Genomic DNA, 26,837 nt, shown 5'->3' with positions numbered 1-26,837 from the left:
GCGCTAGATCACCCGGCGGCGTACCCGCCACACCACCACGCCGATCAGGATCGCCGCGACCGCGACGAACACCGCCGCCTCGATGAGCTGGAAGGTCCAGAACCGGTCGGCCGGGTGGTAGACCCCGAACCGCTGGATGCCGCGTTCGTGCAGGAACTGGCTGAGGTTCGTGCCGGCCTGGTTGGCCGCGTCCTCCAGTTCGTAGTACTCCGTCGAGCTCAGCCTGCGCCCGGCGGCGTCCGCGTAGCCGCGTTCGATCACCCAGTCGGCGACGCCGGCTCCGGCCTGACCCTTCGTGCCGCCGGCGGGGACCGGCTCCATGGTGGTGAGCGGCGTGGCGTACGCGGGACGGGCCAGCAGCGCCACCGACATCCGGGCGGCGAGGAACGCCCCGAACGCGACGCCGAACGCGGGCAGGCTGCGCCGCAGGATCGCCCCCGCGGCGGTGGCGACGCCGAACGCGAACAGCGCGTACGCCAGCGGAACGAGCCCTTCCAGGTCGAAGGCGTCGTACTGGAACCGCCCTTCCCAGGCGTCGAACGGCTGACGGAACCAGGTGAGCACGGCGGTGAACATGCCGGTGAGCGCGACTGTGACGCCGGCCAGCGCGGCGAGCTTGGCCGCCAGCCAGCGCATCCGCGGCACGGCCTGGGTCCAGGCGAGCTGCCAGGTGCCGTCCTCCAGTTCGCGGGCGAGCAGCGGCGCGCCGAGGAACGCGCCGATGAGGACGGGCACCAGGTAGAAGGCCGCGAGGAGGTTCTCGACGTACCCGTACTCCTCGTCGAGCCGGCGGAAGGCGGCCGTGCACGTCTCGCCGGCGCCTGCTGTTGCCGCGCACCGGGCGGGGCCGCCGGGGAACAGGTCGTGGGCCTGCGTTCCGAGCACCAGCAGGGCGATGCCGAACACGCCGAGGAGCAGAGCCAGGACGCAGACCTCGGTGCGGTGCTGGCGCCAGATCAACCACGTCATGCCGCCACCTCCGACGGGACCGCGGCGCCCGGCTCGGACGGCCGGCGCAGGTACGCCAGCACCAGGTCCTCCAGCCCGACCGGCTGGGCCTGCCAGCCCGGGGCGGCCGGGATCCCGCCGTCGCGTACCAGCAGGGTGGTGTGCCGGTCGCTGTGGACGGCCTCCACGACGGCGCCGGCCCGGTCGAGGTCGGTGGCCGTGCGCGGGCCGACGAGCAGCCGGTGCTCGGCGAGGAGGGTGTCGATGTCACCGGTGAGCGTGACCCGGCCGTGGTTGAGCACGACCAGGTGGTCGCAGACACGTTCCAGCTCGTGCACGACGTGGGAGGAGAACAGGACCGTCACCCCGCCGTCGGCCACCGCGCCCATGAGGACCTGCAGGAATTCGCGCCGGGCCAGCGGGTCGAGGCTGGCGACCGGCTCGTCGAGGACGAGCAGGTCCGGCCGTTTCGCCAGGGCCAGGGCCAACGCGACCTGGGCCTGCTGCCCGCCGGAGAGCGAGCCGGCCCGGCGGTCCAGCGGGATGCCCAGTTTCGCCAGCCGGCGCTCGGCCAGCCCCTGGTCGAAGCGGAGGTTGCAGGCCCGGCCGAAGCGGAGCATCTCGGCGACGGTGAAGCGCTTGTACAGCGGGTGGTCCTGGGCCAGGAACCCGATCCGGGACAGGGTCTGCGGGGTGCTGGCGGTGACGTCGTGGCCGAGGACCTCGACGGTGCCGGTGCTCGGCGCCAGCAGCCCGACGATCAGGCGCAGCAGCGTGGTCTTGCCCGCGCCGTTCGGCCCGACCAGGGCGATCACGCCGCCCGCCGGCAGGGTCAGGGTGCAGTCGCGCAGCGCCCAGCCCTTCCGGTACCGCTTGCCCACGCCGTCGGTGCGCAGCGCGATCTCGGTGTCTGTCACGCCACGTCCTCGTTTCTCGTCTGCTGGTGGACGGAGGTGAAGAGCGCGTCGACCGCCTGCTCGTCGAGGCCGGCCTCGTAGGCGCGGCGCAGCCACGTCGCCAGGCCGCGGCGCAGCGACGTGTACGTCGACGGCGACATCGCGGCCGACTGCTGCTCGGTGACGAACGTGCCCTGGCCGGGCCGGCCGGTGACCAGGTTCTCCTGCTCCATCTGCCGGTACGCCTTGGCCACGGTGTTCGGGTTGATGGCCAGGTCCTCGACCACCTCGCGGATGAGCGGGAGGCGGTCGCCGGGTTGGAGGAAGCCCAGCAGCACCGCCTGGCGGACCTGCTGGACGAGTTGCAGGTACGGCGGCACGCCGGAGTGGGTGTCGAGCCGGAAGACGAACACTGGTAGCCCTTCGCTGTTTTACTAGTACCGTAGTAAAGCAGCAGGTGAGCGGTCAAGAAGGGCGGGTTGGCCGCGGCTGGGGGATCGACATGATCGCCGATGGCTGTATCGTTGCCGACGCCGCATCCCGCAGGCCGCTTCCAGCAAGGACGACCATGACCGCCTCCACCGTCACCGCCGTCATTGACCTCGACCTGACCGGCCCCACCATCTCCCGCCACGTCTACGGCCACTTCGCGGAGCACCTGGGGCGCTGCGTCTACGGCGGCTTCTGGGTGGGGGAGGGCTCCGCGATCCCGAACGAGGGCGGGATCCGCCTCGACGTGGTGGAGGCGCTGCGCCGCATCGGCATCCCGAACCTGCGCTGGCCGGGCGGCTGCTTCGCCGACGACTACCACTGGCGCGACGGGATCGGCCCGCGCGAGCTGCGCCCCCGCATGGTCAACTCGCACTGGGGCGACGTGGTCGAGGACAACTCCTTCGGCACGCACGAGTTCATGGCGCTGTGCGAGCTGCTGGGCGCGGATCCGTACGTCTCCGGCAACGTCGGCTCGGGCAGCGTGCGGGAGATGTCCGAGTGGGTCGAGTACCTGACCCGCGGCGACGACTCTCCGATGGCCGCCCTGCGGCGGGAGAACGGGCGCGACGAGCCCTGGCGGGTCCCGTTCTGGGGACTGGGCAACGAGGCGTGGGGCTGCGGCGGCAACCTGCGCGTCGAGCAGTTCGCCTCGCTGGCCCGCCAGTACGCCACCTACGTCCGCGACCACGGCGACAACACCGTCTACCGGATCGCCGCGGGCGCGAACAGCGACGACTACCACTGGACCGAGACGTTGATGCGCTCCTTCGACGACCTCGCAGCGCCGGACTCCCGCGCCTGGCCGTTCCAGGCCGTCTCGCTGCACTACTACACGATGACCCGGGGCTGGTCGTCGAAGGGCGCGGCGACCGGCTTCGACGAGGAGGAGTGGTACCTCGCGCTGCGGAACGCGACCCGGATCGAGGAGCTGGTCTCACGCCACGAGGCGGTCATGGACCGCTGGGACCCGCAGCGCAAGGTCGGCCTCGTCGTGGACGAGTGGGGCACCTGGTGGGACGTGGAGCCGGGCACCAACCCCGGCTTCCTCTACCAGCAGAACACGCTGCGCGACGCGCTGGTGGCCGCGGTGCACCTCGACACGTTCCACCGCCACGCGGCGCGCGTCGTGATGGCGAACATCGCGCAGACAGTGAACGTGCTCCAGGCCATGATTCTCACCGACCCGGAGACGGGCGCGCTCGTGCTGACGCCCTCGTACCACGTGTTCGCGATGAACCGGGCCCACCACGACGCGGCGTCGCTCGCGGTGACCTTCAAGGGCGACGTTCCGGTGCGCGAGGTGGTGGGGGATCACCTGGCGACGCTCTCGGCGTCCGCCTCGACGCGCGGCGACACGGCGCTGGTCTCGCTGTCGAACCTCGACGCGCGGCGTCCGGTGACCGTCGTCCTCGACCTGCGCGGTCGGGACGTCACCTCCCACCGTGCCACCGTCCTGACCGCCGACGCGCTCGACGCGCACAACACGCCGTCGACCACTGGCGTCGCGCCCCGCGAGCACGCCGGGGTCACGGACCACCCGCGTGGCCTGGAGGTCGAACTGCCGCCGCACGCGTACGTCACGGTGGCGCTCGACCTCGCCTGACCGCCGGACACACGGCTCCGCGCACGGCCGCGTGACGACAGCGGTCCGGTGACGCCTGCGTTCCTCTCCTCACTCCGGCGCCTGGGGCCAGTAATCGCCAGTGACCTCGGTCGATCGAGTTCGCCCAGTGGCGCGCTGCTCGGTCCGATAATTTTCGGTGCTGTGCCGGTCGGAACGTCTGCCTCTTGCCCGGTGCTACCGCAGGCAGCGGGGTCGTTGACGGATGGCGGGGCACTTAGTAGCCTCAGCGCACACAATCCTGGCATGTAAATATCTCGATAAGTTTCGGAGACGACGACCTCGCCTGCGGTGCCCACCGCCGGAGGGACCGTCGCGCTGATTCGCCGCGGTCACCCGACCACCGCCGCGCACGATTACCGCATGGAGGGCCGTTGAAACGCGTCCGGAGCACCGTAGCCATCATCGCCACCGCCGCGCTCCTCCTCGGCGGATGTGGCGGATCAGACGGCGAATCCGACTCGAAGACCTTCGAGTTCTGGTCGTTTGCCAACATCAACCAGAAGGCCGACGTCGACGTCTACACCAAGGCGCACCCCGATGTGCGCATCAAGCTCACCGAGGTCGGCAGCACCACCGAGACCGCGCAGGCGCTCACCGCCGCGCTGGCCGGTGGCAAGGTGCCCGACCTGGTGCTCATCCAGGCCGACGACCTGCCGAAGTTCATGCAGTCGCCGGACAACTTCGTCGACCTCACCACGCTGGGCGCCGGCGACATCAAGGGGAACTACCTCGACTGGGTGATGTCGCAGGCGACGACCAAGGACAACAAGATCATCGGGGTGCCGACCGACGTCGGCGGGCTGGCGGTCGCCTACCGTACCGATCTGTTCAAGGCGGCCGGCCTGCCCACCGACCGGGACGAGGTCGCCAAGCTCTGGCCGACGTGGGACGAGTTCATCAACGTCGGTAAGCAGTACGTCCAGAAGACCGGGAAACCGTTCGTGGACAACACGCCGACCAGCGTCTTCTTCCAGGCGGTCAACCAGGGCAGCCAGCGCTACTACAGCGCCGACCGCAAGCTCGACTACGACAACGAGCAGGTCAAGGCGGCGTTCGACGTGACGCTGAAGGCCTTCGAGGCGGGCATCTCCGCCAAGCAGGGGTCGTTCTCCTCCGGCTGGACCGCGGCCATGAAGAAGGGCGACTACGCGGTGGTGTGCTCACCGTCCTGGATGCTCAGCCAGATGAAGACGAACGCCCCCGAGACGAACGGCAAGTGGGACATCGCCACCATTCCCGGGGGTTCGGGGAACTGGGGCGGCAGCTTCCTCGCCATCCCCAAGCGCGCCAAGAACGCGAAAGCGGCGTGGAACTACATCTCCGAGATGCAGTCGCCGAAGGGCCAGCTCGAGCACTTCCTGATGCAGGGGTCGCTGCCCACCACGCCGTCGGTCTACACGGACCCGCAGCTGGTCGGAAAGACCGACCCGTTCTTCAGCAACGCGCCGATCGGCAAGATCTACACCCAGTCGGTGCTGGGGATCAAGCCCTTCTACTTCGGCCCGCAGGACGGCCCGATCGGCACCGAGTTCCTCAACACGCTCACCAGCGTCGAACAGGGCAAGGTGAGCCCGGCGAAGGCCTGGGACACCGCGCTGACAAACGTCAAGAACGCCGTACGCGAATGACCGAGGGCTGACGTGCGGCAGCCGGGCACCGCCCGGCTGCCGCCCATCGCGGAGGTGACGCTTTGACCACCATGCTCAGCCCGGCCACGGCCCCGCCGGACCTCCGGCGGCCCCATCGCAGACGGCGGATCCAGCAGGGCGTACGGGAGTTCTTGGCGCCGTACGCGTACATCGCGCCGTTCTTCGTGCTCTTCCTGATCTTCGGTCTCTTCCCGCTGCTGTTCACCTTCTACATCTCCCTGTTCGACTGGGATCCCATCGGTGAGCACCGTTTCGTGGGGCTGGACAACTTCACCGAACTTCTGCACGACCCGCGCTTCTGGGGCGCGTTGCGGAACACGTTCAGCATCTGGGTGATGTCGACGGTGCCGCAGTTGCTCCTGGCGCTCGGCCTGGCGCATCTGCTCAACCACGCGCGGCTGCGGCTGGCCGCGTTGTTCCGGATGTCGGTGCTCGTCCCCTACGTCACCTCGGTCGCGGCCACGACCATCGTCTTCGCGCAGATGTTCGACCGCGACTACGGCATGATCAACTGGTTCCTCGGGCTGCTGGGCTTCGACCACATCGACTTCACAGCCTCGCTCTGGGGCAGCCACGTCATGATCGCCACGATGATCGCCTGGCGCTGGACCGGGTACAACACGCTGCTGTACCTCGCCGCGCTGCAGTCGGTACCCCGGGAGCTGTACGAGGCCGCCGCCGCCGACGGCGCGAACGGCTGGAAACAGTTCCTGCACATCAGCATCCCGTCGTTGCGGCCGATCATCGCGTTCACCGTCGTGACGTCGACCATCGGCGGGTTGCAGGTCTTCACCGAGCCGCTGCTGGCCAACCCGGTGGGTGGGCTCACGTGCGGGGCGGCACGGCAGTGCCAGACCGTCACCCTCTACCTCTACGAGCAGTCCTTCGGGCAGTTCCACTTCGGCTACGGCGCGGCGGTCGGCGTCGCGCTCTTCGTCATCGTGGTCGCCTTCTCCGGACTCAACTATCTGCTGGCCACCCGCGTCCGCTCGGAGCGCCCATGAAGCCCGCACCCTCGACCGCCGCGCCCGTACGGACCCGGCGGCGCTCGGCCAACCGCGTCTCGATCGCGGTGTACGCGCTGCTCACGCTCGTGGCGCTCGCCAGCGTCTTCCCGCTCTACTGGATGTTCGTGGTGGCGACGACGGACTCCGCCACCGCGACGACCCTCCCGCCGACGATCACACCCGGCGGCAACTTCCTGCACCTGGCGGAGCTGGTCTTCACCATCGTGCCGTTCGTGCAGTCCCTGCTCAACAGCGTCATCGTCGCCGGCACGATCGCCGTGGGCCAGGCGGTGCTCTGCGCGCTGGCCGGGTTCGCCTTCGCCAAGCTGTCCTTCCCCGGCCGCAACACGCTGTTCCTCATCGTCGTGCTGACCATGACGGTGCCGGCGCAGCTGGCGGTGGTGCCGCAGTACCTGATCATGTCCCAGCTGGAGTGGGTCGACACCCTGCAGGCGGTGATCGTTCCCGGTCTGGTCAGCGCGTTCGGCATCTTCTGGATGCGTCAGCACATCGGCAGCACCATCGACGACGAGCTGATGGCCGCGGCACGTGTCGACGGCGCCACCACCTGGCAGATCTTCTGGCGGATCGCGTTCCCGCTGGTCCGCCCGGCGGCGTACGTGCTGGGGCTGTTCACGTTCGTCTACGCGTGGAACGATTTCCTGTGGCCGTTCATCGTCCTGAAGTCGCCGGAGAACTACACCGTCCAGATCGCCATCAAGGCGCTGCAGCAGAACCGGGACATCGACCTGGGGCTGGCCATGTCCGGCTCGTTCCTGGCCACCATTCCGCTGCTGGTGCTGTTCGTGTTCGTCGGACGCCGTCTGGTGCAGGGAATCATGGAAGGCGCATTCAAGGGGTGAGGTCCGTCTCGGTCCCGTCAGCCGGCCGGCCGGTAGTCGAACCAGTCGAAACCGGCGCTTCCCTCGGTGACGTACATGCCGATGACCCGGCCGGTGAACCCGGAGGCGACCTCGGTGGACAGGTAGCGCCCGTCGAGCTCCGCCAGGCACGACCAGCCGTCGCCGGTCTCGACCTCGAAGCTGATCGTGTCACTGCCGGCCGCCGTGACGCCGACGAGGCCCGCCCGCGCCAGGTCGCCGGACGAGGTGACCGTCGGGGGCAGCACGCCGGTGGTCCGGATGGCCAGCGCCACGGTCACCGCCCCCGCGGGCACCGGGCACTCCCCGAACACCTGCCGAAACGGTCCGACCCGGCCGACGACCCGGGCCCGCCCCCGGGCGAGCTCCAGGTCGTAGTGGTGGGCCTCGTCGATCCTGATCGTCAGGCCGGACCGGCCGGAGCCGGGATCGAGGCGGGCGCTGACCCGGCAGTCGTGGTGCTGCTGGCGGCGGCCGACGACGGTGGCGCCACTGCGGTCGAGGCTGTCGCCGGTCGCGTGCAGCGTCAGCCAGCCGGGCCGGTCGGTCAACGACCACGCCGAGTCGGGCCGGCTACGGGGAGAGATCCACTGTGGGCCGAGCCGCTCGTCGTCGAAGTCGTCCCGCTCGGCCCACCGGCTCGTCCCATCCGGGCCGTTGGCGATCGAGACCGGGTCGACCACCGGCCACCCGTCGACCCAGCGCACCGGCGCCAGGAACGTCTCCCGTCCCAGGACGTGGTAGGGCGGCCACTGGCCCTTTGGCCGGATCCCCAGCAGAACCATCCACCAGCTGCCGTCGGCCGCGTCGACCATGTCGGCGTGCCCGGTCGCCTGCACCGGCCGGTCGGTGCCGCGATGCGTCAGGATCGGATTGGCCGGCCCCGGCTGGAACGGCCCGCGTGGCGAGCGGGCGCGAGCGACACTCACCGCGTGGCCGGTGTGGGTGCCGCCCTCCGAGACGAGCAGGTACCACCAGTCGCCGACCCGGTACAGATGCGGCGCCTCCGGGTACTGGCCACCCGTCCCCGACCACATCGCCACCGGCCCTTCCAGGACCTCTCCGGTACGCGGGTCGATCCGGTACGACTCGACCCCGGACACCGTCATCCAGCAGGTGCCGTCGTCGTCCCACGCCAGCGACGGGTCCACGCGGGGCAGATCCAGGTAGACCGGGTCCGACCACGGGCCGGCCGGGTCGGTCGCCGTGACGATCAGGTGCCGGTCGAGCGTGACGTTCGTCGTGACGACCCAGAACCGGCCGTCGTGGTGGCGGATCGTCGGCGCGTAGATGCCCCGCGAGGCGAGCGTGTCGGCCGGCAAACGGAGCTGATCGGCGCGGTCCAGCACGTTGCCGATCTGCTGCCAGCTGACCAGGTCACGACTGTGGAAGATCGGCACACCGGGCGCGTACTCGAAGCTCGAACACACGAGGTAGTAGTCGTCACCGGCGCGGCAGATGCTCGGATCGGGCCAGAAGCCCGGGAGGATCGGGTTGCGGTAGCCGTCGTCCGCAGGCTCCGGTTCCATTTCCGCTCCTTCTCGTACGGGCACAACGCCTCCACGAGTGTCGATGTCGCGAACCGTATCGGACAACCCGCGAGTGGGCGATGACAGTTCTCGGCCGCCTCCTGTCCCGGCGCCCCCGTCGCGACGCGGCCACGGAGTTCCCGTACACCTTCACCGTGCGGCGCGGGCTGCGCGTGCCGATGGACGACGGCGTCGAGCTGGTGGCCGACCTCTACCAGCCGGTCGGCGTGGTGGAACCGCCGTTGCCCACGATCGTCGTCCGCTCCCCGTACGGCCGGCACGGCTCGCTGACCCACGCGCCGGCGCTGGCCCGCGCGGGGTTCACGGTGCTGGTGCAGAGCTGCCGCGGCACCGGTGGCTCCGGTGGCAGTTTCCGGCCACAGCTCGACGAGCAGCGCGACGGCATCGCCACCCACCGGTGGGTACGCCGCCAGCAGTGGTGCACCGGCACCGTCGCGACGTACGGGGAGAGCTACCTCGGCTACACCCAGTGGGCGGTGGCCGGACGGATGTGCCGTGACGACCCCGGCAACGCCCCGGACGCGCTGTGCCTGAACGTCACGATGGCCGACTTCGGCCCGATCACCTGGACCAACGGCGCGTTCTCGCTGGAGGGCTCGCTCGGCTGGTCGCGCCGGATGGACCTGCGGGGCCTGCGCGGCGCCCTGGTCCGGGCGTGGCTCGCGCGGCGGCCGGACCGGAAGCTGGCCGCGGCCTTCGACGTGCTGCCGCTGTCCGGTGGCGACACCGCGGTGGCGGGCCACCCCATCAGCTGGTACCAGGACTGGCTGGCCCACGAGAAGCTCACCGACGACTACTGGACCCGGCAGTCGCACACCGCGTCGGTGCCCGACGTCACCGCGCCCGTGTACATGGCCACCGGCTGGTACGACATCTTCCTGCCCTGGCAGCTGCGCAACTACGCCCAACTCGTCGCGGCCGGCCGCCCGCCCCGGCTGACCATCGGCCCGTGGGGCCACAGCAGCGCGCAGAGCCCGTTCCTCACCGAGTCCATCGCGTTCCTCAAGGAACACTTCGCCGGCGCGCCCACGACCCGGCCGGCACCGGTGCGCGCCTTCCTCACCGGCGCGGAGCAGTGGCACGATCTGCCCGCGTGGCCACCGCCGGGCACCGTGGCGCAGCGGTGGCACCTGCACCCGTCGGGGCTGCTCGACCCGGCCGTCCCCGGCGCGGGCAGCACCCGCTACACCTACGATCCCGACCGGCCCACGCCCGCGCTCGGCGGCCCCGGCATGGGCCCGTCCCCGGGGCCGGTCGACAACAGCGCCCACGAACGCCGCGCGGACGTGGCCGTCTTCCGCAGTCCACCGCTGGCGCACGCGCTCGTACTCGCCGGGGAGCCGACCGCCCATGTCCGGTTCCGTTCGACGGCGGCCAGCGCGGACGTGTTCGTGCGGATCTGCGACGTGCACCCCGACGGCCGCTCGATGAGCGTGTGCGACGGGATCCGCCGCGTCGGCGGCGTCGGTACCGCGGCTACCGACCCGCAACCGGACGAGGACGGGTTCGTCGAGCTGGAGGTGCCGCTGTGGCCGGCGTTCCACCGCTTCGCCGCCGGCCACCGCGTCGCCGTGCAGGTCAGTTCCGGAGCGCATCCGCGCTACGCCCGCAATCCCGGCACCGGCGAGCCGGCCGCCACCGCGGCCAAAACGGTGCGGGCGGAGCAGGAGATCTCCCACGGCGGCGACCACCCGTCCCGGATCGACCTGCCGGTATGGACCTGAACAGACATCTCCAGAAGGGACCCCCGGATGGCATCCGTATTCCATGTGGCGACAAGCGGTTCCGATCGCGCCGACGGCTGCGCCGAGCGGCCGTTCCGGACGATCAACCGGGCGGCCGGCGTCGCCCAGCCCGGTGACACGGTGGTGGTGCACGCGGGGGAGTACCGCGAGTGGGTGAAGCCACGCCACGGCGGTCTCAGCGACTCCCGCCGCATCACCTACGAGGCCGCGCCCGGCGAGCACGTGGTGATCAAGGGATCGGAGCGCGTCACCGGCTGGGAGCCGCTCGGCGGGACGGTGTGGCGGGCACGAGTCGACAACGCGCTGTTCGGCTCGTTCAATCCGTTCGCCGAGGAGGTGACAGGTGACTGGATCGTCCACCGCACCGGCACGCCACCCAAGCACCTCGGCGAGGTCTACCTGAACGGCCTGAGTTTCTTCGAGGTGGGGAGCCGCGCGGAGGTCGAGGACCCGCCCCGGCGTACCGAGGTCGTCGACGACTGGACCGGGGTGACCCGTCCGGTCGGCGATCCCGACCAGACCCGGCTCGTCTGGTACGCCGAGGTCGGTGAACAGACGACGATCTGGGCCAACTTCCAGGGCGCCGACCCGAACACGGAACTGGTCGAGATCAACGTACGCCGCAGCGTCTTCTACCCGGAACAGCCGCACCTGGACTACATCACCGTCCGTGGCTTCGAGTTGGCGCACGCGGCCAGCCCGTGGGCGCCACCGACCGCCGACCAGCCGGGCCTGATCGGACCCGGCTGGGCGAAGGGCTGGGTCATCGAGGACAACGTGATCCACGACGCCAAGTGCTCGGCGATCTCGATCGGGAAGGAGGGCTCCACCGGGCAGAACTTCTCCGCTCTGCGCGGCGACAAGCCGGGCTACCAGTACCAGCTGGAGTCGGTCTTCGCGGCCCGCCGGATCGGGTGGGACCGGGAGCACATCGGCTCGCACGTGATCCGCCGCAACACGATCTACGACTGCGGCCAGAACGCGATAGTGGGTCACCTCGGGTGTGCGTTCTCCACCATCGAGGACAACCACATCCACCGCATCGGCCTGAAACGCGAGTTCTACGGGTACGAGATCGCCGGCATCAAGCTGCACGCCGCCATCGACGTGGTGATCCGGCACAACCGGATTCACGACTGCTCGCTCGGCACCTGGCTGGACTGGCAGGCGCAGGGCACCCGGGTCTCCCGCAACGTCTACCACGACAACTGCCGGGACCTCTTCGTCGAGGTCAGCCACGGTCCCTACCTGGTCGAACACAACATCTTCGGCTCACCCGCCGCGTTGGAGCTGTTCAGCCAGGGCGGTGCCTTCGTCAACAACCTGATCTGCGGCACGGTACGGCTGGAGCCGGTGCTGGACCGCGCCACCCCGTACCACCTGCCGCACAGCACGCAGGTCGCCGGGTACGCGGTGATCTACGGTGGGGACGACAGGTACGTGGGCAACCTCTTCCTGGGCGGCGATCCGGGCGCGGCCTACGCGACGGGTGCGGAGGGTCGGGGGACGCCGCTGGGCGGCACCGCCGGATACGACGGCCATCCCGCGTCGTTCGCGGAGTACCTGGCCCGCCTGGACGAGCAGCCGCCCAGCGACCAGAAGAAGTACCTCGACGTGAAACAGCCGGTGTACGCCCGGGCGAACGCCTACGCCGCGGGCGCCCGGCCGTTCGCGGGCGAGCGTGAGCCGTGGGTGCTGGGCGCCGCGACGGTGACGGTCGTCGCCGAGGGCGACGCGGTCTGGCTCGTCACCGATCTGCCCGAGACGTTCGACGAGGCCCGTGTCGGTGTGGTCACCGGCCGGGATCTGGAACGGGTCCGGTGCGCCGACGCGGATTTCGAGGAGCCGGACGGCAGCCCGGCCGTCATGGGCGTCGACCTGGTCGGGGAACCCCGGCAACCGGGACGCAACGGCGCCGTCGGCCCGATCGCGGGCCTCGCGTCCGGGTCGCGCCGCACGCGCGTCCTCTGACGGCGGACCCGCCCGTACGCGAACGGAGACGGTGACGCCGGCCCGCGTCACCGTCTCCGTCTGCCTCAGCCGCGCGCGGCCCAGTCGCCGAGGGCCCAGTCGCGCACCTCGGGCATGTCCTCCAGGTGCTCCACCACGTACGTCTCGTGGCGGTCGAGCTGGCTGCGGCACCACGCCTTGAGGTCGGCGGCGCCGCGCGGGAGGCGCTTGGCGTTGTTGATGGCGTCCATCACGAGGTGGTACCGCGACGCCTTGTTGCGCACCGTCATGTCGAACGGCGTGGTGGTCGTGCCCTGCTCGATGAAGCCACGCACGCGGAACCGGTCCGCGTCCGGGCGGCCGTGGACGAGCTGGTGGATCGCGCCGGGGTAGCCGTGGAAGGAGAAGATCACGTCTACGTCGTCGGTGAACAGCTCGGTGAACAGGGTCTCGCTCATGCCGTGCGGGTGGTCCTTGGGCCGGACCAGGGTCATCAGGTTGACCACGTTGACCACGCGGACCTTGAGCCCGGGCAGCCGCTCGCGCAGGATCTGCGCCGCCGCGACCGTCTCCATGGTGACGACGTCGCCGGCGCAGGCCAGGACGATGTCGGGGTCGCTGGTGCCGTCGTCGGTGCCGGCCCACTCCCAGATCCCCGCGCCGCGGGCGCAGTGTTCGATCGCCTCGTCCATGGACAGGTACTGCAGCTGCGGCTGCTTGTCGATGACGATCAGGTTGATGTACGACCGCGACCGGAAGCAGTGGTCGGCCACCGACAGCAGGGTGTTGGCGTCCGGCGGCAGGTAGACCCGGGCGACGTCGCCCCGCTGGGTGAGCACCACCTGGATCAGGCCCGGCCCCTGGTGGGAGAAGCCGTTGTGGTCGTTGCGCCACGCCGTCGAGGTGAGCAGCACGTTGAGGCTCGGCACCTTCGCCCGCCAGGGCAGGTGCTTGGCCTCCTGCAACCACTTGCCGTGCTGCACGGTCTGCGAGGCGCTGACCATCGCGAACGCCTCGTAGGTGGCGAACATGCCGTGCCGGCCGGTCAGGTTGTAGCCTTCCAGCCAGCCGTGGCAGTTGTGCTCGCTCAGCACCTCCATCACCCGGCCGTCGCGGCCGATCGCCACGTCCTCCGGTGTCACCCGCTCCATGAAGGCACGGTCGGAGACGTCGAAGACGCTGCCGAGGCGGTTGCTGTTGGTCTCGTCCGGACAGAACAACCGGAACCGGTCGGCGTTGCGCGTGTAGATGTCGCGGATCATCTCGCCCAGCTTGCGCGTCGACTCGGCCCGCTGCTGCGCCGGCCGGGGCACCTCGATCGCGTACGACCGGAAGTCCGGCAGGTCCAGGTCCCGGGTCAGCAGTCCGCCGTTGGCGTGCGGGCTGGCGCTCATCCGCAGGTCGCCGTCGGGGGCCTGGTCCCGGATCAGCGCCACCGGCGCGCCGGTGGAATCGAACAGCTCCTCCGGACGGTACGACCTGAGCCAGCGCTCGAGCAGCGCGAGGTGCTCCGGGTTGTCCTTGACGCCGGACAGCGGCACCTGGTGCGAGCGCCACGTGCCGGTGACCGGCGTCCCGTCGACGGTGTCCGGGCCGGTCCAGCCCTTCGGCGACCGCAGGACGATCAGCGGCCAGGTCGGGCGGGTGCCGTCCCAGGAACCGTCACGGGCGGCGGTCTGGATGTCGCGGATCCTCGTCCACGCGGCGGCGAGCGCGGCGGCGAAGCGGTGGTGCATGCCGGGCAGGTCGGAGCCCTCGACCTCGATGACGTCGTAGCCGTGGCCCCGCAGCAGGTGGCGTACCTCCTCGGGGTCCTTGCGCCCGAGTACGGTGGGACCGGAGATCTTGGCGTCGTTGAGGTGCAGGATCGGCAGGACGGCGCCGTCGCGTTCGGGGTTGAGGAAGGACACGCCCTTCCAGGAACCCTCGAGCGGCCCGGTCTCGGCCTCGCCGTCGCCCACCACCGCGATGGCCAGCAGGTCGGGGTTGTCCATCACCGCGCCGAACGCGTGGACCAGGACGTAGCCCAGCTCGCCACCCTCGTGGATGGAGCCCGGGGTGGTCACCGACACGTGCGACGGGATGCCGCCCGGGCTGGAGAACTGCCGGAACAGGCGCAGCATCCCGGCCTCGTCCTGGCTGACGTCCGGGTAGATCTCGCTGTAGGTGCCCTCCAGATAGCCGGCGGCCACCAGCGCCGGCCCGCCGTGGCCCGGGCCGGCCAGGTAGATCGCCTGCTGACCGGTGTGCCGGATCAGCCGGGAGACATGCGCGTAGATCAGCGACAGGCCGGGGCTGGTTCCCCAGTGGCCGAGCAGGCGCGGCTTGATGTGCTCGGCCGACAGCGGCTCGCGCAGCAGCGGGTTGCCCTGCAGGTAGATCTGCCCGATGGTCAGGTAGTTGTTCGCCCGCCACCACGCGTCCAGACGGGCGAGTTCGGTGTCGTCGAGTTCGGCGAGCGTACGGATTTCGGATTCGACCGCGGTCACCGTGCTTCCTTTCACTGATCTCGTCATGTCCGGACCCAGGTTAGGCCCAGCCGGGCTCGTTCACCGGGGGCCGCAGACCGCAAGCCGCGGGACCTTCGGCCCTCTCGATCCGTAGTACGCGGCGCGCATCAGTTCCTGCATGTCGCCGAGCATCGGCATCCGCGGATTGGCCGGCGCGCACTGGTCCTCGTACGCGTTCAGCGCCTGCTGCGGCAGCGCGGCGAGGAAGGCCCGCTCGTCCACCCCGACGGCCGCGAACGACGGCTCGATGCCGACCTCGTCGCGCAGGCGCTCGATCGCCGTGGCCAGGGCTTCGACCGCTTCGGCGTCGGTGGCCGCGGGCAGCCCGAGGGTACGGGCGATGTCGGCGAAGCGCTGCGGCGCCCGGTACGTCTCGTACCTGGGCCAGCCGGTGAGCTTGCTCGGCACGGTCCCGTTGTACCCGATGACGTGCGGGAGCAGGATCGCGTTGGTGCGCCCGTGTGCGACGTGGAACGTGGCACCCAGGGTGTGCGACATGGCGTGCACGATGCCGAGGAAGGCGCTGCCGAACGCCATGCCGGCGATCGTGCCGGCGTTGTGCATCTTCTCGCGGGCCACCGGGTCCGCGGCGCCCTGGTGCACGGCCCGGGCGAGGTTGCCGAAGATGAGCCGGACGGCGTGCAGGGCCAGACCGTCGGTGAAGTCGTTGGCGTAGACCGACACGTACGACTCGATGGCGTGGGTGAGCGCGTCGAAGCCGCTGTCCGCGGTGACCACCGCCGGCAGGTCGGCGGCCAGGACCGGGTCGACGATCGCCACGCTCGGGGTGAGCGCGTAGTCGGCGAGCGGGTACTTCTTGCCGGAATCGGTGTCGGTGATGACCGCGAACGGGGTGACCTCGGCTCCGGTGCCGGAGGTGGTCGGAACGCAGACGAGTTGGGCCAGCGCGCCGAGGGTGGGGAACTTGAAGGCGCGTTTGCGGATGTCGAAGAACTTCTCCCGCAGATCGGCGAAGACCACCTCGGGGTGCTCGTAGCGCAGCCACATCACCTTGGCGGCGTCCATCGCCGAACCGCCCCCGAGCGCGACGATGGTGTCCGGGCGGAACGAGCGCATCAACTCGGCGCCCCGGTCGACCGTTTGTACGCTGGGCTCCGGCTCGACGTCGTCGATGATCTGCAGGGCGACCTGCTCGCGGCGGCGGTGCAGCACGGACAGCACGCGGTCCACGTACCCCAGTCTGGTCATGGTGTGGTCGGTCACCACGGTGACCCGGCGCACGCCGGGCATGTCGGCGAGGTAGCGGATCGCGTTCGGCTCGAAGTAGATCTTCGGCGGCACCTTGAACCACTGCAGGTTGTTCGTCCGCCGGGCCACCCGCTTGATGTTGATGAGGTCGACCGCTGTGACGTTGTGCGACACCGAGTTGTGGCCGTAGCTTCCGCAGCCCAGCGTCAGCGACGGCAGGAAGGCGTTGTACATGTCGCCGATGCCGCCCTGCGAGGCCGGCGCGTTCCAGATGATCCGGACGGCCTTGACCCGGCGGCCGTACGCCTCGGCCAGGTCGGCGTCGCGCGTGTGGATGACGGCGCTGTGCCCCAGGCCGTCGAACTCGACCATCTGCTCGGCGTACTCGAATCCCTGGTCGTGGCCGGTGGCGGGCAGCAGGGCGAGCACCGGGCAGAGCTTCTCCCGGGTCAGCGGCTCGGCCGGGCCGACCCGGTCGACCGGAACCAGGATGATCGAGGTGTCCGGGTCGACCGGGAATCCGGCGTGTTCGGCGATCCAGGTCACCGGCTGCCCGACCACGTCCGGGTTGAGCTTCCCGGAGCCGAAGAGCAGCTTCTCCAGCAGCGACTTCTCCTCCGGCGTCGCGATGTGGGCGTGCAGTCGCCGGAACTCGGCGAGGGCGGCCGGCCGGATCGCGTCGTCGATGATGACGGCCTGCTCGGAGGCGCAGATCATGCCGTTGTCGAACGCCTTGGACAGCACCACGTCGTTCACCGCGCGGGCCACGTCGGCCGACGCCTCCAGGTACGCGGGGACGTTCCCGGCGCCGACGCCCAGCGCCGGTTTGCCGGTGGAGTAGGCGGCCCGGACCATGGCGTTGCCACCTGTCGCCAGGACCACCGAGACGTCGGGATGGCGCATCAGCTCGTTCGTCGCGGCCACCGACGGCTCGTCGATCCACTGGATGCAGTGCGCCGGCGCGCCGGCGGCGACGGCGGCGTCGCGGACCGTGCGGGCCGCTTCCTGGCTGCACCGTTGCGCCGCCGGGTGGAAGGCGAAGATGACCGGGTTGCGGGTCTTGAGGGCCAGCAGCGCCTTGAAGATGGTGGTCGAGGTCGGGTTCGTCACGGGCGTCACCGCGGCCACCACGCCGACCGGCTCGGCGATCTGGGTGATGCCCGTGATGTCGTCCTGAGCGATCACCCCGACCGTGCGGACGTCGGCCATGTGGTTGGTGACGTGTTCGCAGGCGAAGATGTTCTTCACCGCCTTGTCCTCGAACACGCCGCGACCGGTCTCCTCGACCGCCAGCATCGCGAGTTCGGCGTGCCGGCCGAGCGCCGCCACCGACGCCTTCTTCACGATCCCGTCGATCTGTTCCTGGCCGTAGGAGTCGTAGGCGGCCAACGCCGTGAGACCGTTCTCCACCAGGGTTCCGATCATGCTTCCGCCCTCCATCGGTCGTCACCCCGAACATAGATCCGCGGTGATCGATGCGACTATGGCCGGTGGGCCCGCGAGGACGGGACCACCGGCCCGCGCTTGGCCCGCTGGATCTGCTCGTAGACGTGGGTCCGCAGTTCGGTGAACCGGGGCAGGGCCCGGGTGGTGAGCTGATCGCGTTTCGCCGGGAGGTCGATCACCAGGTCCTCCTGGACCCGGGTCGGTGAGTTCGACAGGACGAGTACGCGCTGGCCCAGGTAGACGGACTCGTCGATGTCGTGCGTCACGAAGACGGTGGAGATCCCCCGGGTCAGGTGCAGTTCGCGGACGAGGTCCTCCAGGTCCGCGCGGGTCTGCGCGTCCACCGCGGCGAACGGCTCGTCCATGATCAGCACGTCCGGCTGGTACGCGATGGCGCGGGCGATCGCCACCCGTTGCTGCATTCCGCCGGAGAGCTGCCACGGGTGGCTGCGCGCCGACTGCGGCAGCCCGACCGCGTCGAGGGCGTCGGCGACCAGCCGGGCGCGTTCGGCGCGGGAGAGCTTCTTGTGGCGGAGCGGAAGCTCCACGTTGCCGCGGACGGTCAGCCACGGGTAGAGGCTGCGGCCGTACTCCTGGAAGACCACGGCCATCGCCGGGCTCGGCCCGGTCACCGGCGAGCCCTCCATCTCGACCAGGCCGCTGGTGGGCCGCAGCAGTCCGGCGAGGCATTTCAGGAGCGTGGTCTTGCCGCAGCCGGAGGGACCGACGACGCACAGCAGCTCACCGGGATCCATGGTGAAGCTGAGATCCCCGATCGCCTCGACCTCGCCCCGGCCGGAGGCGTAGACCTTCCGCAGGTGCTCGACCCGCAACAGGGGGGTCCCGTCAGGCACGGGTGATCTCCTTCATTCCGTGGTACCAGCGCAGGACGCGGCGTTCGACGACACCGAAGGCCACGGCGAGGAAGACGCCGATGAGGCCGAGCAGGAGGATGCCGCTCCACATCTCGGCGATGAGGTAGTTCCGCTGGAAGTAGGCGATCCGGTAGCCGAGGCCCGCCGACGACGCGAACATCTCCGAGATGACCATGAGGATCAGGGCCACCGAGAGCGCCTGCCGTACGCCGGTCATGATGCGCGGACTCGCCGCCGGGAGGATCAGCAGCCACAGCCGGTCCCACCGCGAGATCCGGAACGAGCGGGCGGTCTCCAGCATCACGCTGTCGGTCGACCGGACGCCTTCGATCGTGTTCAGCAGGATCGGCCAGATCGCGCCGGAGGTGATGACGACGACCTTCATGGTGTCGGTGATGCCGAGCAGGAGCATCGCGACCGGGATCAGCACCGGCGGCGGAATCGCGCGGAAGAACTCCAGCAGCGGCTCGAGCATCTCGCGTAGCGGGCGGAGCCGGCCGATGACGACGCCGGCGGCGACGCCGAGCAGGATCGACGCGAACAGGCCGATCAGGAGCCGGTACACGCTCGGCAGGACGTCCTCGACGAACGCCGGGCCGATCCAGGTCTGCCGGAACGCGTCGAGGAGCGTGCCGGGGCCGACGAGGAACCGGCTCGTCGACCGGGTGGACCAGACCGCCCAGAGGCCCACGGCCAGGACCGGAAGGCCGACCGCGAACAGGAGGTTCTCGGCGACCCTGACGCCCAGGTCACGAGGGCGGGCCTTTGCCGCGCCGACGGCGGTCATCGGGCCGCCTCGTCCGCGAGCACCGACTGGTGCCAGGCCAGCGAGCGGCGTTCGACGAAGCGGAACACGACGTTCACCAGCAGGCCGAGCATCCCGGTGACCACGACGAGGCCGTACAGGCCGACGGCGTCACCGGCGGAGCGGGACAGCTCGATCATCCGACCGAGGCCGGGGTTGCCGATCACCATCTCGGCGGTGACGGCCAGGATGAGCGCGACCGCCGCGCCGAGGCGCAGGCCGGTCATCAGGTACGGCAGAGCGGTCGGCAGGATGAGGTAGCGCAGCCGCTCGGCGCGGGTGAGGCCGAAACTCCGCGCGGTGTCCCGGGCGACGCTGTCGACGTCGGCGACGCCGTAGATCACCTGCACGAACACCTGCCAGAACGCCGCGTAGACGATGATGACGAGAGCGGCGCGCATCTGCAGGCCGAACATCAGCACGGCCAGCGGGATCAGCGCGACCGACGGCACCGGTCGCAGGAACTCGACTGTCGTGTGGGTCGCGCGACGCAGGAACGGCACCATCCCGACCACGGTGCCCAGCGCGACCGCCGCGAGCGTCGCCACCGTCAGACCGATCGCCCACGACGTCATGGTGAGCCGGACCCGACGCCAGAACGCCAGGTCGCGGACCTCCTGGGCCAGCCGTCCGAACACGTCGGTGGGGTACGGCAGGTAGTCCGGGTCGACCAGCCCCAGCGCCGGGATCAGTTGCCAGACGACGAGGAACCCCAGCAGGCCGACGGCGCCCAGCAGGATCTTGCGCATCGGCCGGCTACTGCTGCTGCTGGATGAGGCGGTCGAAGTCGGGGCGCCGGTCGAGCACGCGGTACTTCTGGGCGAGCGTCGCCAGTTGCTCCAGGCCGGCCCGGTCGAGCTCCCACCCGAACGACGGGAGCCGCACGGAGTCCGCCACCGCCTCCGGCAGTTCGAGGTTGTCCTTGATGGCCTGGCGCAGATCCTTCTCGTTGGCCGGATCCTTGGCCCAGGCGAGCGTCTTCTTCATCGCCGCCGAGAAGTCCGCGACGAGCGTGGCGTCGGAGTCCTTCAGCTTGCTCGACGTGATCGTCGTCAGGGTGGTGAGTCCGGGGACGGTGGCCTGGTACGGAGCGACCACGAGGACGTCGCCGCGCTTGCGCATCTGGGTGATGAACGGCTCGGTCACCCAGGCTGCGTCGATGTTGCCGGCGGCGAGCTGGGCGGGCGCGTCCGGGAAGGCCACCTCGACGAACTTGACCTTGGTGGGGTCGCCGCCGTCCTTCTCGACCGCCGCCATGATCGTGACGTCGCCGGCGGCGCCCAGGCTGTTCACCGACACCTTGCGCCCGGCGAGCTGGGACGGCCGGGTGATGCCGGATTTCGCCGACGCCAGCACGGCGTTGATGTCGTCACCGTCGGCGTAGGACGACGCGTAGTTGCCGATGATCACCACGCCGAGGTTCTGCAGGTCGGCCCGGAACGGGCCGAACGGCTGACCGATGGCGAAGTCGATGTCGCCGTTGATCAGGGCCGGGATGGCCTGGGCCCCGCCCTGTGCGGGCACCACTTCCACGTCGAGCCCCTGCTCCCGGAAGATGCCCGCCTTGATGCCGCCCCACAGCGCGGCGGTCTCGCTGATGGGCAGCGCCGCCACGCGGACCTTGCGCAGCTCGCCGCTCGACCCGGGGGACGGATCGGTGGCGTCGGAGTCGGTGCAGCCGGTCAGGGCGATCGCGACGCTGGCGAGAACAGCCAGGGCGGTGACCTTCTTCATGGACGAGCCCTTCCGTGCGAAGCGCTGGTGCATCCGGAGGAGTGGGGCCGGCGAACAGAGATGAACCATCCGACCGCGTCGATCAGCGTCGTGCAGAGTTGATTGATTGTCAAGAATTCTGATAAGGCCACTCGCATTGCGCCCGAAGTGGTCAGACCTCGATGACAATGCGTCTTGACGAACGACGATTTTGTGACCAAACTGTGCGGTGGCGGAGGGGGCGACGACTTGGCGATCGTGATCGTGGGCGCTGGTATCGGTGGCCTCACCACCGCGCTCAGCCTGCACCGGGCCGGCTTCCGTGACATCGCCGTCTATGAGCGCGCCGACGCGCTGCGCCCACTCGGCGTCGGGATCAATCTGCTTCCGCACGCCGTCCGAGAGCTGACCGAATTGGGCCTCGGAGAACGCGTGGAAAGGCTGGGCGCCGCACCCGGCACACTCGCTTACTACAACCGGCACGGTCAGCAGATCTGGAGCGAGCCGCGCGGACTGGACGCCGGATATCGCTGGCCGCAGCTTTCCGTGCACCGCGGCCGGTTCCAGATGGAACTGCTCGCCGTGGTGCGGGAACGGCTGGGCGCCGACGTGGTGCGCACCGGGCACCGGCTCGTCGGCGTCCACGACGGCGTCGCACGCTTCGCCACGGCAGCGGGAGAGGTGAGCGTCGCGGCCGACCTGATCGTCGGCGCGGACGGCATCCACTCCGCGCTGCGCCGGCAACATCAGCCCGACGAGGGCGAGCCGCTCTGGAACGGGCTGACGCTGTGGCGGGGGACGGCCCGGGCACCCGGATTCCTGGACGGGCGAACCATGATCATGGCGGGGGACGCGGAGCAGAAGTTCGTCGCGTACCCGATCGGTCCCGGCGTGATCAACGTCGTGGCCGAGCGGCGCGGCCCCGGCTTCGCCGGGCCCAACGCGGACTGGAACCGGGCGGTCGACCCCGCGCCCGTCGTCGCGCTCTTCGCGGACTGGCGTTTCCCGTGGCTCGACGTGCCGGAACTGCTGGCCGCCGCCGACGAGATCCTGGAATACCCCATGGTGGACCGCGACCCCATCGACACGTGGACCCACGGGAACACGACGCTGCTCGGAGACGCGGCACACCCGATGTACCCGAACGGCTCCAATGGGGCGTCGCAGGCGATCCTGGACGCGCGTACCCTCGCCTTCCACCTCGCCACCGCGACGACGGTCCCGGCGGCGCTGGACGCCTACGAGGCGGACCGGCGGCCGGCGACCACCGCGCTCGTGCTGAGCAACCGGCGGCAGGGCCCGGAGCAGGTGATGGTGCTCGCCCGCGAGCGCGCGCCGGACGGGTTCGCGCACATCCACGACGTCATCCCGCCGGACGAGCTGACCGAGATCGCCACCGGCTACAAGAAGGCGGCCGGCTTCCTGCCCGCCGATCTCAACGAACGTGCCTCCCTGACGCCGACGGTCTTCTCCGGTGTCCTGCCGTGACCGGCCCCGAATCGGCCGAACTGGACGCGGCACGCCTGGCGTCGGTCATCTCACCGCTGCGCCGCACGCTGCTCGCCGCGGCCCGGGCCGCCGAGCACCTGCCGGAGATCCCGGACGCGCAGATCGAGATCGTGCGGGCACTGCCCCGCGGCACCGTGTCCGGCCCCGGTGAGCTGGCCGAACGACTCCGCCTGAGCCGCTCGACGGTCAGCAACCTGCTCACCACGATGGCGGGCAACGGCCTGGTCGAGCGCCGCCCCCGTCCCGGCAACCACCGCCACGTCGACGTCCTGGCCACCCCGAAGGCCCTCGACCTGTTCGACCGCTTCGACCTCGCGAGCGGAGACCTGGTCGCCCGCGCCGCGGCCACCCTGTCGGCGGCGGACCGCGCGGCCCTCGCCGCCGCGGTGCCCGCGCTGGAACGCCTGCGCGACGCGCTCGCGGACACCAAGGACACCCCATGAGTACGCGCCGACCCGCCGTCAGCGCCCCGGCGGTGCCCGGACTGGAGGCCGCGTTCGACGTGGAGGTGCGGCTCGGCGTGCTGGAGGACCACGGGGTGACCCGTGCGGGCCACCGGCGCGTGGTGCCTGTCGTCGGCGGCCGGGTCACCGGCCTGTTCGACGCCGACATCCTGCCCGGCGGCGCCGACTGGCAGCTGGTCCGCCCCGACGGCGCGATCGAGATCGACACGCGCTACTCGGCGCGCACCGCCGACGGCGGCCACGTCTACCTCCGGACGTTCGGCGTCCGCAGCGGACGCCCTGAGATCCTCGCGGCGTTGTTGCGCGGCGACGCGGTCGACCCCGCCGAGTACTACTTCCGCCTGGGCGTACGACTGGAGACGTCGGTGCCCGCGCTGGCCGCGCTGGAGCAGTCGATCTTCGTGGCGTCGGCGATCCGCGAGGCCGACCGGGTGCGCTACACCGCCTACCGCGTCACGTAGGTGTTCGCGCTCCGGGCCTCAGATCTGCACTCCCGCGTAGATCCACGGCACGATCAGCGCGTACCCGAGCAGGAGCGCGCCGACGGTGACGACCGGTGAAGGTCATGTGGGTGTCGGGTACGCCAGGGCGCGCTTGTCCGGCTTGCCGCTCGCCGCCACCGGAACCCGCTCGATGGCCTGGATCGTCTTCGGTGCCGACGAGTCGCCCAGCGCCTCCGTCACCACGGCACGCAGCCGCCCGGCATCGATGTCGTGACCGGCGGCCGGCACCACGTACGCGTGCACCGCCTCCCCGGTGACGTCGTCGGGACGGCCGACGACGTACGCCTCGGCGACCGTGGGATCGGCGGCGAGGACCCGTTCGATCGGGCCCGCGTACACCAGGTTGGCGTGCACGATGATGACGTCCCGGATCCGGCCGAGCAGGTGCAGGTAGCCGTCGCCGTCCAGCCGGGCCAGGTCGCGGGTGCGCACCCAGCCGTCGACGAACACGTCGGCGGTCTCGTCCGGGTCGTCCCAGTAGGCGGTGGCCTGCGCCGGTGTCCGCACGAACAGTTCCCCCTCGGTGGCGGGCCGGCCGTCGGCGTCCCGGATGGACAGCGCGGTCACCGCCGGTGGGCGGCCGACCGAGGCGAGCGCGGCCGGGGACGCGAGCATCTCGGCCGGCGTCACCATCGTGATCATGCCGGTCTCGGTCTGGCCGTAGCCGTGGAAGACGACGGGGCCGAGCACGTCGAGCGCCTCGGCCAGCCGGCCCGGTGGGAGTGGGGAGCCGGACACCAGCAGGGCCCGTAGGCTGCTCAGGTCGACCGGATCGGCGCGCTGGTCGCGCACGAGCTGGTACAGCTTGCCCACGGTGATGACGCTGGCGGTCGCCCGGTGCCGGGCGATCATGCCGGGGAAACCCGGGGGCCGGGCCGCGACGAGGGTGCCGCCCGCGGCCAGGGTGAGGATGCCGTACTCCAGCATCACCTGGCTGCTCAGCGAGCCGAAGACCAGGTAACGCTGGAGCCGGGTGGCGAGGTCGGCGATCGCCGGGGGCCACCGGTCCGGGTACGGGGCCCAGGCCGCGCTCATCGCCGCGTACGTCTGCGCGCAGCCCTTCGGGCTGCCGGTGCTGCCGCTGGTCCAGACGATCCGGGCGACGTCGTCCGGGCGACCGGCGGCGATCAGCGGCCTTCCGTCGTCGGGGGTGCCCGCCAACTCGGCGACCCGGGCGTCGTCGACCAGCAGCGTGTTCTCGCCGAGTTGCCAGGCGCGGTGGGCCGGTGTCAGGTCGGGGCGGATTCCGGATACCCGGGCGCCGACCGCGAACGCCGCGATGATCGCCGCGAACGCCTCCGCGGTGACGCCGAGCCGCAGGGCCACCCCGACGCCGGGGCCGGCCCCCGCGGCCCGGAGCCCGGCGGCGATGCGCCGGACCAGCCGGTACATCTGGGCCGTGGTGACCCTCCGGTCGCCGTCCTCGAAGACCGGCCGGTCGTCACCGGTGGCGAGCAGGTCCAGCACGGGCTGCGGCCAGACCTCAGCCGGCATCGGAGAGCACGCCCTTGACGAAGAGCACGAGCGGCTGGTGGTGCACGTCCGGCAGATTCCAGTGGTTCTCCAGGTTCTCCGCGAGGTGGTGCGTCGCGACGACCCGGCCGCCGCGATGGACCCGGACGACCGGGTGCAGGTAGCTGGCGTCGTGCGCGTGCGCGGCGTCGTTCTCGGCGATCCGGGGCACCGTGACGTCGAACGGGTCGACCTGGTCGTGGTCCGGCCCGTACTCCAGGGTGACCACGAACGCGAACGGCTCCGGGCCCAGGCCGCCGTCGTGCACGTACGCGACGGGCACCTCCTCGTGGTAGCGCGCGGTGTCGCCGTCGACGACGACGACGTCGCCGAGGACCGCGAACTGTTGCCACAGCGCCGAGGTGCGGTTGATCCGGGCGATGACCGCGTCGGCGATCGCCTCCGGGGTGGGTTCCAGCGGCGTGGCCGGCCACGGGGTGTCGTGGTGGCGGGCGCCGAGGATGCGGTGCAGGGCCCGCACGCCGTACCGGAAGCCGTGGATGAACCCGTTCGTCGAGCGCTTGAAGTCGCGCTGCTGGGTGAGGGTGCCGGCGAAGTAGAGGCCGGGCACGTTCACCGACTCGTACGCCGGGGTCTGCTCCGGGAAGCGGTCGTTGATGACCAGCCGCGGCCGGGCGGACGGGTCGAAGATGCTCGCGTCGAACCGGAATCCGGTGCAGAGGATGACCCGGTCGTAGTCGATCTGCCGGATCGCCTCGACCGTGCGGGCGTACCGGAAGTCGATCCGGTAGCCGCCGTCGTCGCGCCGGGCGATCCGCTCGACGACGCCGTCGAGGACCGCGTTCTGCGACTTGAGCTGGTACGTGTCGAGGAAGTTGTTGTTCACCGCGCGCAGGTGCCCGACGTAGTGCGACTGCCACGCCAGCTTGATCGAGTGCGGGCCGGCGAGGTGGATGACAGCGGCCGTCTCGACCAGGGCGTCAGCGGTCTCGAAGGCCGAGTTGCCCTTGCCGATGATGAGGACGCGCTGGTTCGTGAAGTCGTCCGGGTCGACGCTGACCGTGTCGTACCGCTCGGCGAGCGCGGCGCCCTCGATCGGCGGGACGTACAGCTGGGACACGCCGGTGGCGACGACCACCCGGCGGGCGGTGAGGGTGTCGTCGCCGGTGTCGACGGTGAACAGGTCGCCGTCGCGCGCGATCCGGGTGACCCGGGTGTCGTACCTGACCCGGAGGCCGCGTGCGAAGTCGGCGAGGTAGCGCACCAGGTCGGCCGCGTCCGGGAAGTACCGGCGGCTGTAGTTCTTGAACAGCAGCGCCGGATCGTCGGTGAGCAGCGAGTTCCAGTCCGCGCGCAGGTTGAACTCCGGATCGTCGGACCCGGTCCAGACCTTGTTGATCGAGATGAGTTGCCGGTGCCGGGGGTAGGTGGTGAAGAACGTGCCCGGCGCCGGGCCGGCCTCCAGGACCAGGTAGTCGCGGCCGTCGCGCTCCAGCAGGTGAGCGAGCTGCAACCCGGCCGGTCCGGCTCCGATGATCAGATAGTCGACCGTCATGCGCCGCAACGTAGCGACTCGATCTCAGAGCGT

At 70.6% G+C, this 26,837-nt stretch carries 21 protein-coding genes; 9 read left to right on the top strand and 12 right to left on the bottom strand.

From position 1 onward, the window contains the following. Window positions 1-3: 3 nt before the first annotated feature. The 3 genes from DQE82_RS15620 to DQE82_RS15610 are packed head-to-tail and all read right to left on the bottom strand — an operon-like array spanning window position 4 to window position 2,257. Window positions 4-969, bottom strand: a complete 966-nt coding sequence (locus DQE82_RS15620) for an ABC transporter permease subunit (protein WP_113973060.1) — start codon at window positions 967-969, stop codon at window positions 4-6. Continuing rightward, on the bottom strand, window positions 966-1,865 hold the full coding sequence (locus tag DQE82_RS15615; RefSeq protein ID WP_113973059.1) for an ABC transporter ATP-binding protein: 900 nt from the start codon (window positions 1,863-1,865) through the stop codon (window positions 966-968). The genes DQE82_RS15620 and DQE82_RS15615 overlap by 4 nt, the downstream gene beginning before the upstream one ends. Next, a complete protein-coding gene (locus tag DQE82_RS15610; RefSeq protein WP_043322934.1) occupies window positions 1,862-2,257 on the bottom strand; it encodes a GntR family transcriptional regulator in 396 nt (131 codons plus the stop codon). Before DQE82_RS15610 ends, DQE82_RS15615 begins: the two co-directional genes overlap by 4 nt. A gap of 155 nt (window positions 2,258-2,412) precedes the next feature. On the opposite strand from DQE82_RS15610, the gene DQE82_RS15605 reads away from it, so the two are divergent. From DQE82_RS15605 to DQE82_RS15590, 4 genes are all read left to right on the top strand, one after another. Beyond that, window positions 2,413-3,939, top strand: coding sequence for an alpha-N-arabinofuranosidase (locus tag DQE82_RS15605; protein WP_113973058.1), 1,527 nt, complete (start codon window positions 2,413-2,415; stop codon window positions 3,937-3,939). Between the two features lie 392 nt (window positions 3,940-4,331). Next, window positions 4,332-5,588 carry an ABC transporter substrate-binding protein gene (locus tag DQE82_RS15600; protein WP_043322939.1) on the top strand — a complete coding sequence of 419 codons (1,257 nt, stop codon included), beginning with the start codon at window positions 4,332-4,334 and terminating at the stop codon, window positions 5,586-5,588. A gap of 71 nt (window positions 5,589-5,659) precedes the next feature. Continuing rightward, entirely contained in the window at window positions 5,660-6,613 is a 954-nt protein-coding gene (locus tag DQE82_RS15595) for a carbohydrate ABC transporter permease (protein ID WP_051611455.1), read from the top strand. Beyond that, window positions 6,610-7,479, top strand: coding sequence for a carbohydrate ABC transporter permease (locus tag DQE82_RS15590; protein ID WP_043322941.1), 870 nt, complete (start codon window positions 6,610-6,612; stop codon window positions 7,477-7,479). The genes DQE82_RS15595 and DQE82_RS15590 overlap by 4 nt, the downstream gene beginning before the upstream one ends. A 17-nt stretch (window positions 7,480-7,496) precedes the next feature. On the opposite strand, the gene DQE82_RS15585 is transcribed toward DQE82_RS15590, so the two are convergent. Next, window positions 7,497-9,026 carry a glycoside hydrolase family 43 protein gene (locus DQE82_RS15585; RefSeq protein WP_082930888.1) on the bottom strand — a complete coding sequence of 510 codons (1,530 nt, stop codon included), beginning with the start codon at window positions 9,024-9,026 and terminating at the stop codon, window positions 7,497-7,499. An 80-nt stretch (window positions 9,027-9,106) separates the two neighbouring features. On the opposite strand from DQE82_RS15585, the gene DQE82_RS15580 reads away from it, so the two are divergent. Together DQE82_RS15580 and DQE82_RS15575 are read left to right on the top strand one after the other, a co-directional pair. Then, window positions 9,107-10,771 (top strand): CocE/NonD family hydrolase, encoded by a 1,665-nt coding sequence (locus tag DQE82_RS15580; protein ID WP_113973057.1) that lies wholly within the window; start codon window positions 9,107-9,109, stop codon window positions 10,769-10,771. 27 nt (window positions 10,772-10,798) lie between these two features. Continuing rightward, window positions 10,799-12,763 (top strand): right-handed parallel beta-helix repeat-containing protein, encoded by a 1,965-nt coding sequence (locus DQE82_RS15575; protein ID WP_069088319.1) that lies wholly within the window; start codon window positions 10,799-10,801, stop codon window positions 12,761-12,763. Window positions 12,764-12,828: 65 nt separating this feature from the next. On the opposite strand, the gene DQE82_RS15570 is transcribed toward DQE82_RS15575, so the two are convergent. The 6 genes from DQE82_RS15570 to DQE82_RS15545 are packed head-to-tail and all read right to left on the bottom strand — an operon-like array spanning window position 12,829 to window position 21,321. Next, window positions 12,829-15,258, bottom strand: coding sequence for a phosphoketolase (locus DQE82_RS15570; protein ID WP_113973056.1), 2,430 nt, complete (start codon window positions 15,256-15,258; stop codon window positions 12,829-12,831). A gap of 33 nt (window positions 15,259-15,291) precedes the next feature. After that, window positions 15,292-17,886, bottom strand: coding sequence for a bifunctional acetaldehyde-CoA/alcohol dehydrogenase (adhE, locus tag DQE82_RS15565; RefSeq protein ID WP_233514677.1), 2,595 nt, complete (start codon window positions 17,884-17,886; stop codon window positions 15,292-15,294). A 56-nt stretch (window positions 17,887-17,942) separates the two neighbouring features. Continuing rightward, window positions 17,943-18,761 (bottom strand): ABC transporter ATP-binding protein, encoded by an 819-nt coding sequence (locus tag DQE82_RS15560; RefSeq protein ID WP_199496006.1) that lies wholly within the window; start codon window positions 18,759-18,761, stop codon window positions 17,943-17,945. Further along, window positions 18,754-19,569, bottom strand: a complete 816-nt coding sequence (locus DQE82_RS15555; RefSeq protein WP_064445478.1) for an ABC transporter permease — start codon at window positions 19,567-19,569, stop codon at window positions 18,754-18,756. Before DQE82_RS15555 ends, DQE82_RS15560 begins: the two co-directional genes overlap by 8 nt. After that, window positions 19,566-20,336 (bottom strand): ABC transporter permease, encoded by a 771-nt coding sequence (locus DQE82_RS15550; RefSeq protein WP_043322952.1) that lies wholly within the window; start codon window positions 20,334-20,336, stop codon window positions 19,566-19,568. Before DQE82_RS15550 ends, DQE82_RS15555 begins: the two co-directional genes overlap by 4 nt. Window positions 20,337-20,343: 7 nt before the next feature. Next, a complete protein-coding gene (locus DQE82_RS15545; RefSeq protein ID WP_113973117.1) occupies window positions 20,344-21,321 on the bottom strand; it encodes an ABC transporter substrate-binding protein in 978 nt (325 codons plus the stop codon). A gap of 237 nt (window positions 21,322-21,558) precedes the next feature. On the opposite strand from DQE82_RS15545, the gene DQE82_RS15540 reads away from it, so the two are divergent. Genes DQE82_RS15540 through DQE82_RS15530 form a run of 3 tightly spaced genes read left to right on the top strand, consistent with a single transcriptional unit; the run spans window position 21,559 to window position 23,734 of the window. Next, window positions 21,559-22,788 (top strand): flavin-dependent oxidoreductase, encoded by a 1,230-nt coding sequence (locus tag DQE82_RS15540; RefSeq protein WP_233514689.1) that lies wholly within the window; start codon window positions 21,559-21,561, stop codon window positions 22,786-22,788. Next, window positions 22,785-23,252, top strand: a complete 468-nt coding sequence (locus DQE82_RS15535) for a MarR family winged helix-turn-helix transcriptional regulator (RefSeq protein WP_199496004.1) — start codon at window positions 22,785-22,787, stop codon at window positions 23,250-23,252. Before DQE82_RS15540 ends, DQE82_RS15535 begins: the two co-directional genes overlap by 4 nt. Next, a complete protein-coding gene (locus tag DQE82_RS15530) occupies window positions 23,249-23,734 on the top strand; it encodes a DUF3237 domain-containing protein (RefSeq protein WP_113973054.1) in 486 nt (161 codons plus the stop codon). The genes DQE82_RS15535 and DQE82_RS15530 overlap by 4 nt, the downstream gene beginning before the upstream one ends. A gap of 102 nt (window positions 23,735-23,836) precedes the next feature. On the opposite strand, the gene DQE82_RS15525 is transcribed toward DQE82_RS15530, so the two are convergent. Both DQE82_RS15525 and DQE82_RS15520 read right to left on the bottom strand, forming a co-directional pair. After that, entirely contained in the window at window positions 23,837-25,270 is a 1,434-nt protein-coding gene (locus DQE82_RS15525; RefSeq protein ID WP_113973053.1) for a class I adenylate-forming enzyme family protein, read from the bottom strand. Further along, window positions 25,260-26,804 carry an NAD(P)-binding domain-containing protein gene (locus DQE82_RS15520; RefSeq protein WP_113973052.1) on the bottom strand — a complete coding sequence of 515 codons (1,545 nt, stop codon included), beginning with the start codon at window positions 26,802-26,804 and terminating at the stop codon, window positions 25,260-25,262. The genes DQE82_RS15525 and DQE82_RS15520 overlap by 11 nt, the downstream gene beginning before the upstream one ends. Window positions 26,805-26,837 lie beyond the last annotated feature (33 nt).

The organism is Micromonospora sp. LHW51205, assembly GCF_003315815.1.
Classification (GTDB): domain Bacteria; phylum Actinomycetota; class Actinomycetes; order Mycobacteriales; family Micromonosporaceae; genus Micromonospora; species Micromonospora chalcea.
The sequence above is the reverse complement of the archived record's forward strand: the minus strand, read 5'-3'. Positions and strand labels throughout refer to the sequence as shown.

Coding starts and splice junctions, on each gene's coding strand:
- DQE82_RS15620 (WP_113973060.1), bottom strand. CDS start 969: ATGACGTGGTTGATCTGGCGCCAGCACCGCACCGAGGTCTGCGTCCTG.
- DQE82_RS15605 (WP_113973058.1), top strand. CDS start 2,413: ATGACCGCCTCCACCGTCACCGCCGTCATTGACCTCGACCTGACCGGC.
- DQE82_RS15595 (WP_051611455.1), top strand. CDS start 5,660: ATGCTCAGCCCGGCCACGGCCCCGCCGGACCTCCGGCGGCCCCATCGC.
- DQE82_RS15590 (WP_043322941.1), top strand. CDS start 6,610: ATGAAGCCCGCACCCTCGACCGCCGCGCCCGTACGGACCCGGCGGCGC.
- DQE82_RS15585 (WP_082930888.1), bottom strand. CDS start 9,026: ATGGAACCGGAGCCTGCGGACGACGGCTACCGCAACCCGATCCTCCCG.
- DQE82_RS15580 (WP_113973057.1), top strand. CDS start 9,107: ATGACAGTTCTCGGCCGCCTCCTGTCCCGGCGCCCCCGTCGCGACGCG.
- DQE82_RS15575 (WP_069088319.1), top strand. CDS start 10,799: ATGGCATCCGTATTCCATGTGGCGACAAGCGGTTCCGATCGCGCCGAC.
- DQE82_RS15570 (WP_113973056.1), bottom strand. CDS start 15,258: ATGACGAGATCAGTGAAAGGAAGCACGGTGACCGCGGTCGAATCCGAA.
- adhE (WP_233514677.1), bottom strand. CDS start 17,886: ATGATCGGAACCCTGGTGGAGAACGGTCTCACGGCGTTGGCCGCCTAC.
- DQE82_RS15555 (WP_064445478.1), bottom strand. CDS start 19,569: ATGACCGCCGTCGGCGCGGCAAAGGCCCGCCCTCGTGACCTGGGCGTC.
- DQE82_RS15550 (WP_043322952.1), bottom strand. CDS start 20,336: ATGCGCAAGATCCTGCTGGGCGCCGTCGGCCTGCTGGGGTTCCTCGTC.
- DQE82_RS15545 (WP_113973117.1), bottom strand. CDS start 21,321: ATGAAGAAGGTCACCGCCCTGGCTGTTCTCGCCAGCGTCGCGATCGCC.
- DQE82_RS15530 (WP_113973054.1), top strand. CDS start 23,249: ATGAGTACGCGCCGACCCGCCGTCAGCGCCCCGGCGGTGCCCGGACTG.
- DQE82_RS15525 (WP_113973053.1), bottom strand. CDS start 25,270: ATGCCGGCTGAGGTCTGGCCGCAGCCCGTGCTGGACCTGCTCGCCACC.
- DQE82_RS15520 (WP_113973052.1), bottom strand. CDS start 26,804: ATGACGGTCGACTATCTGATCATCGGAGCCGGACCGGCCGGGTTGCAG.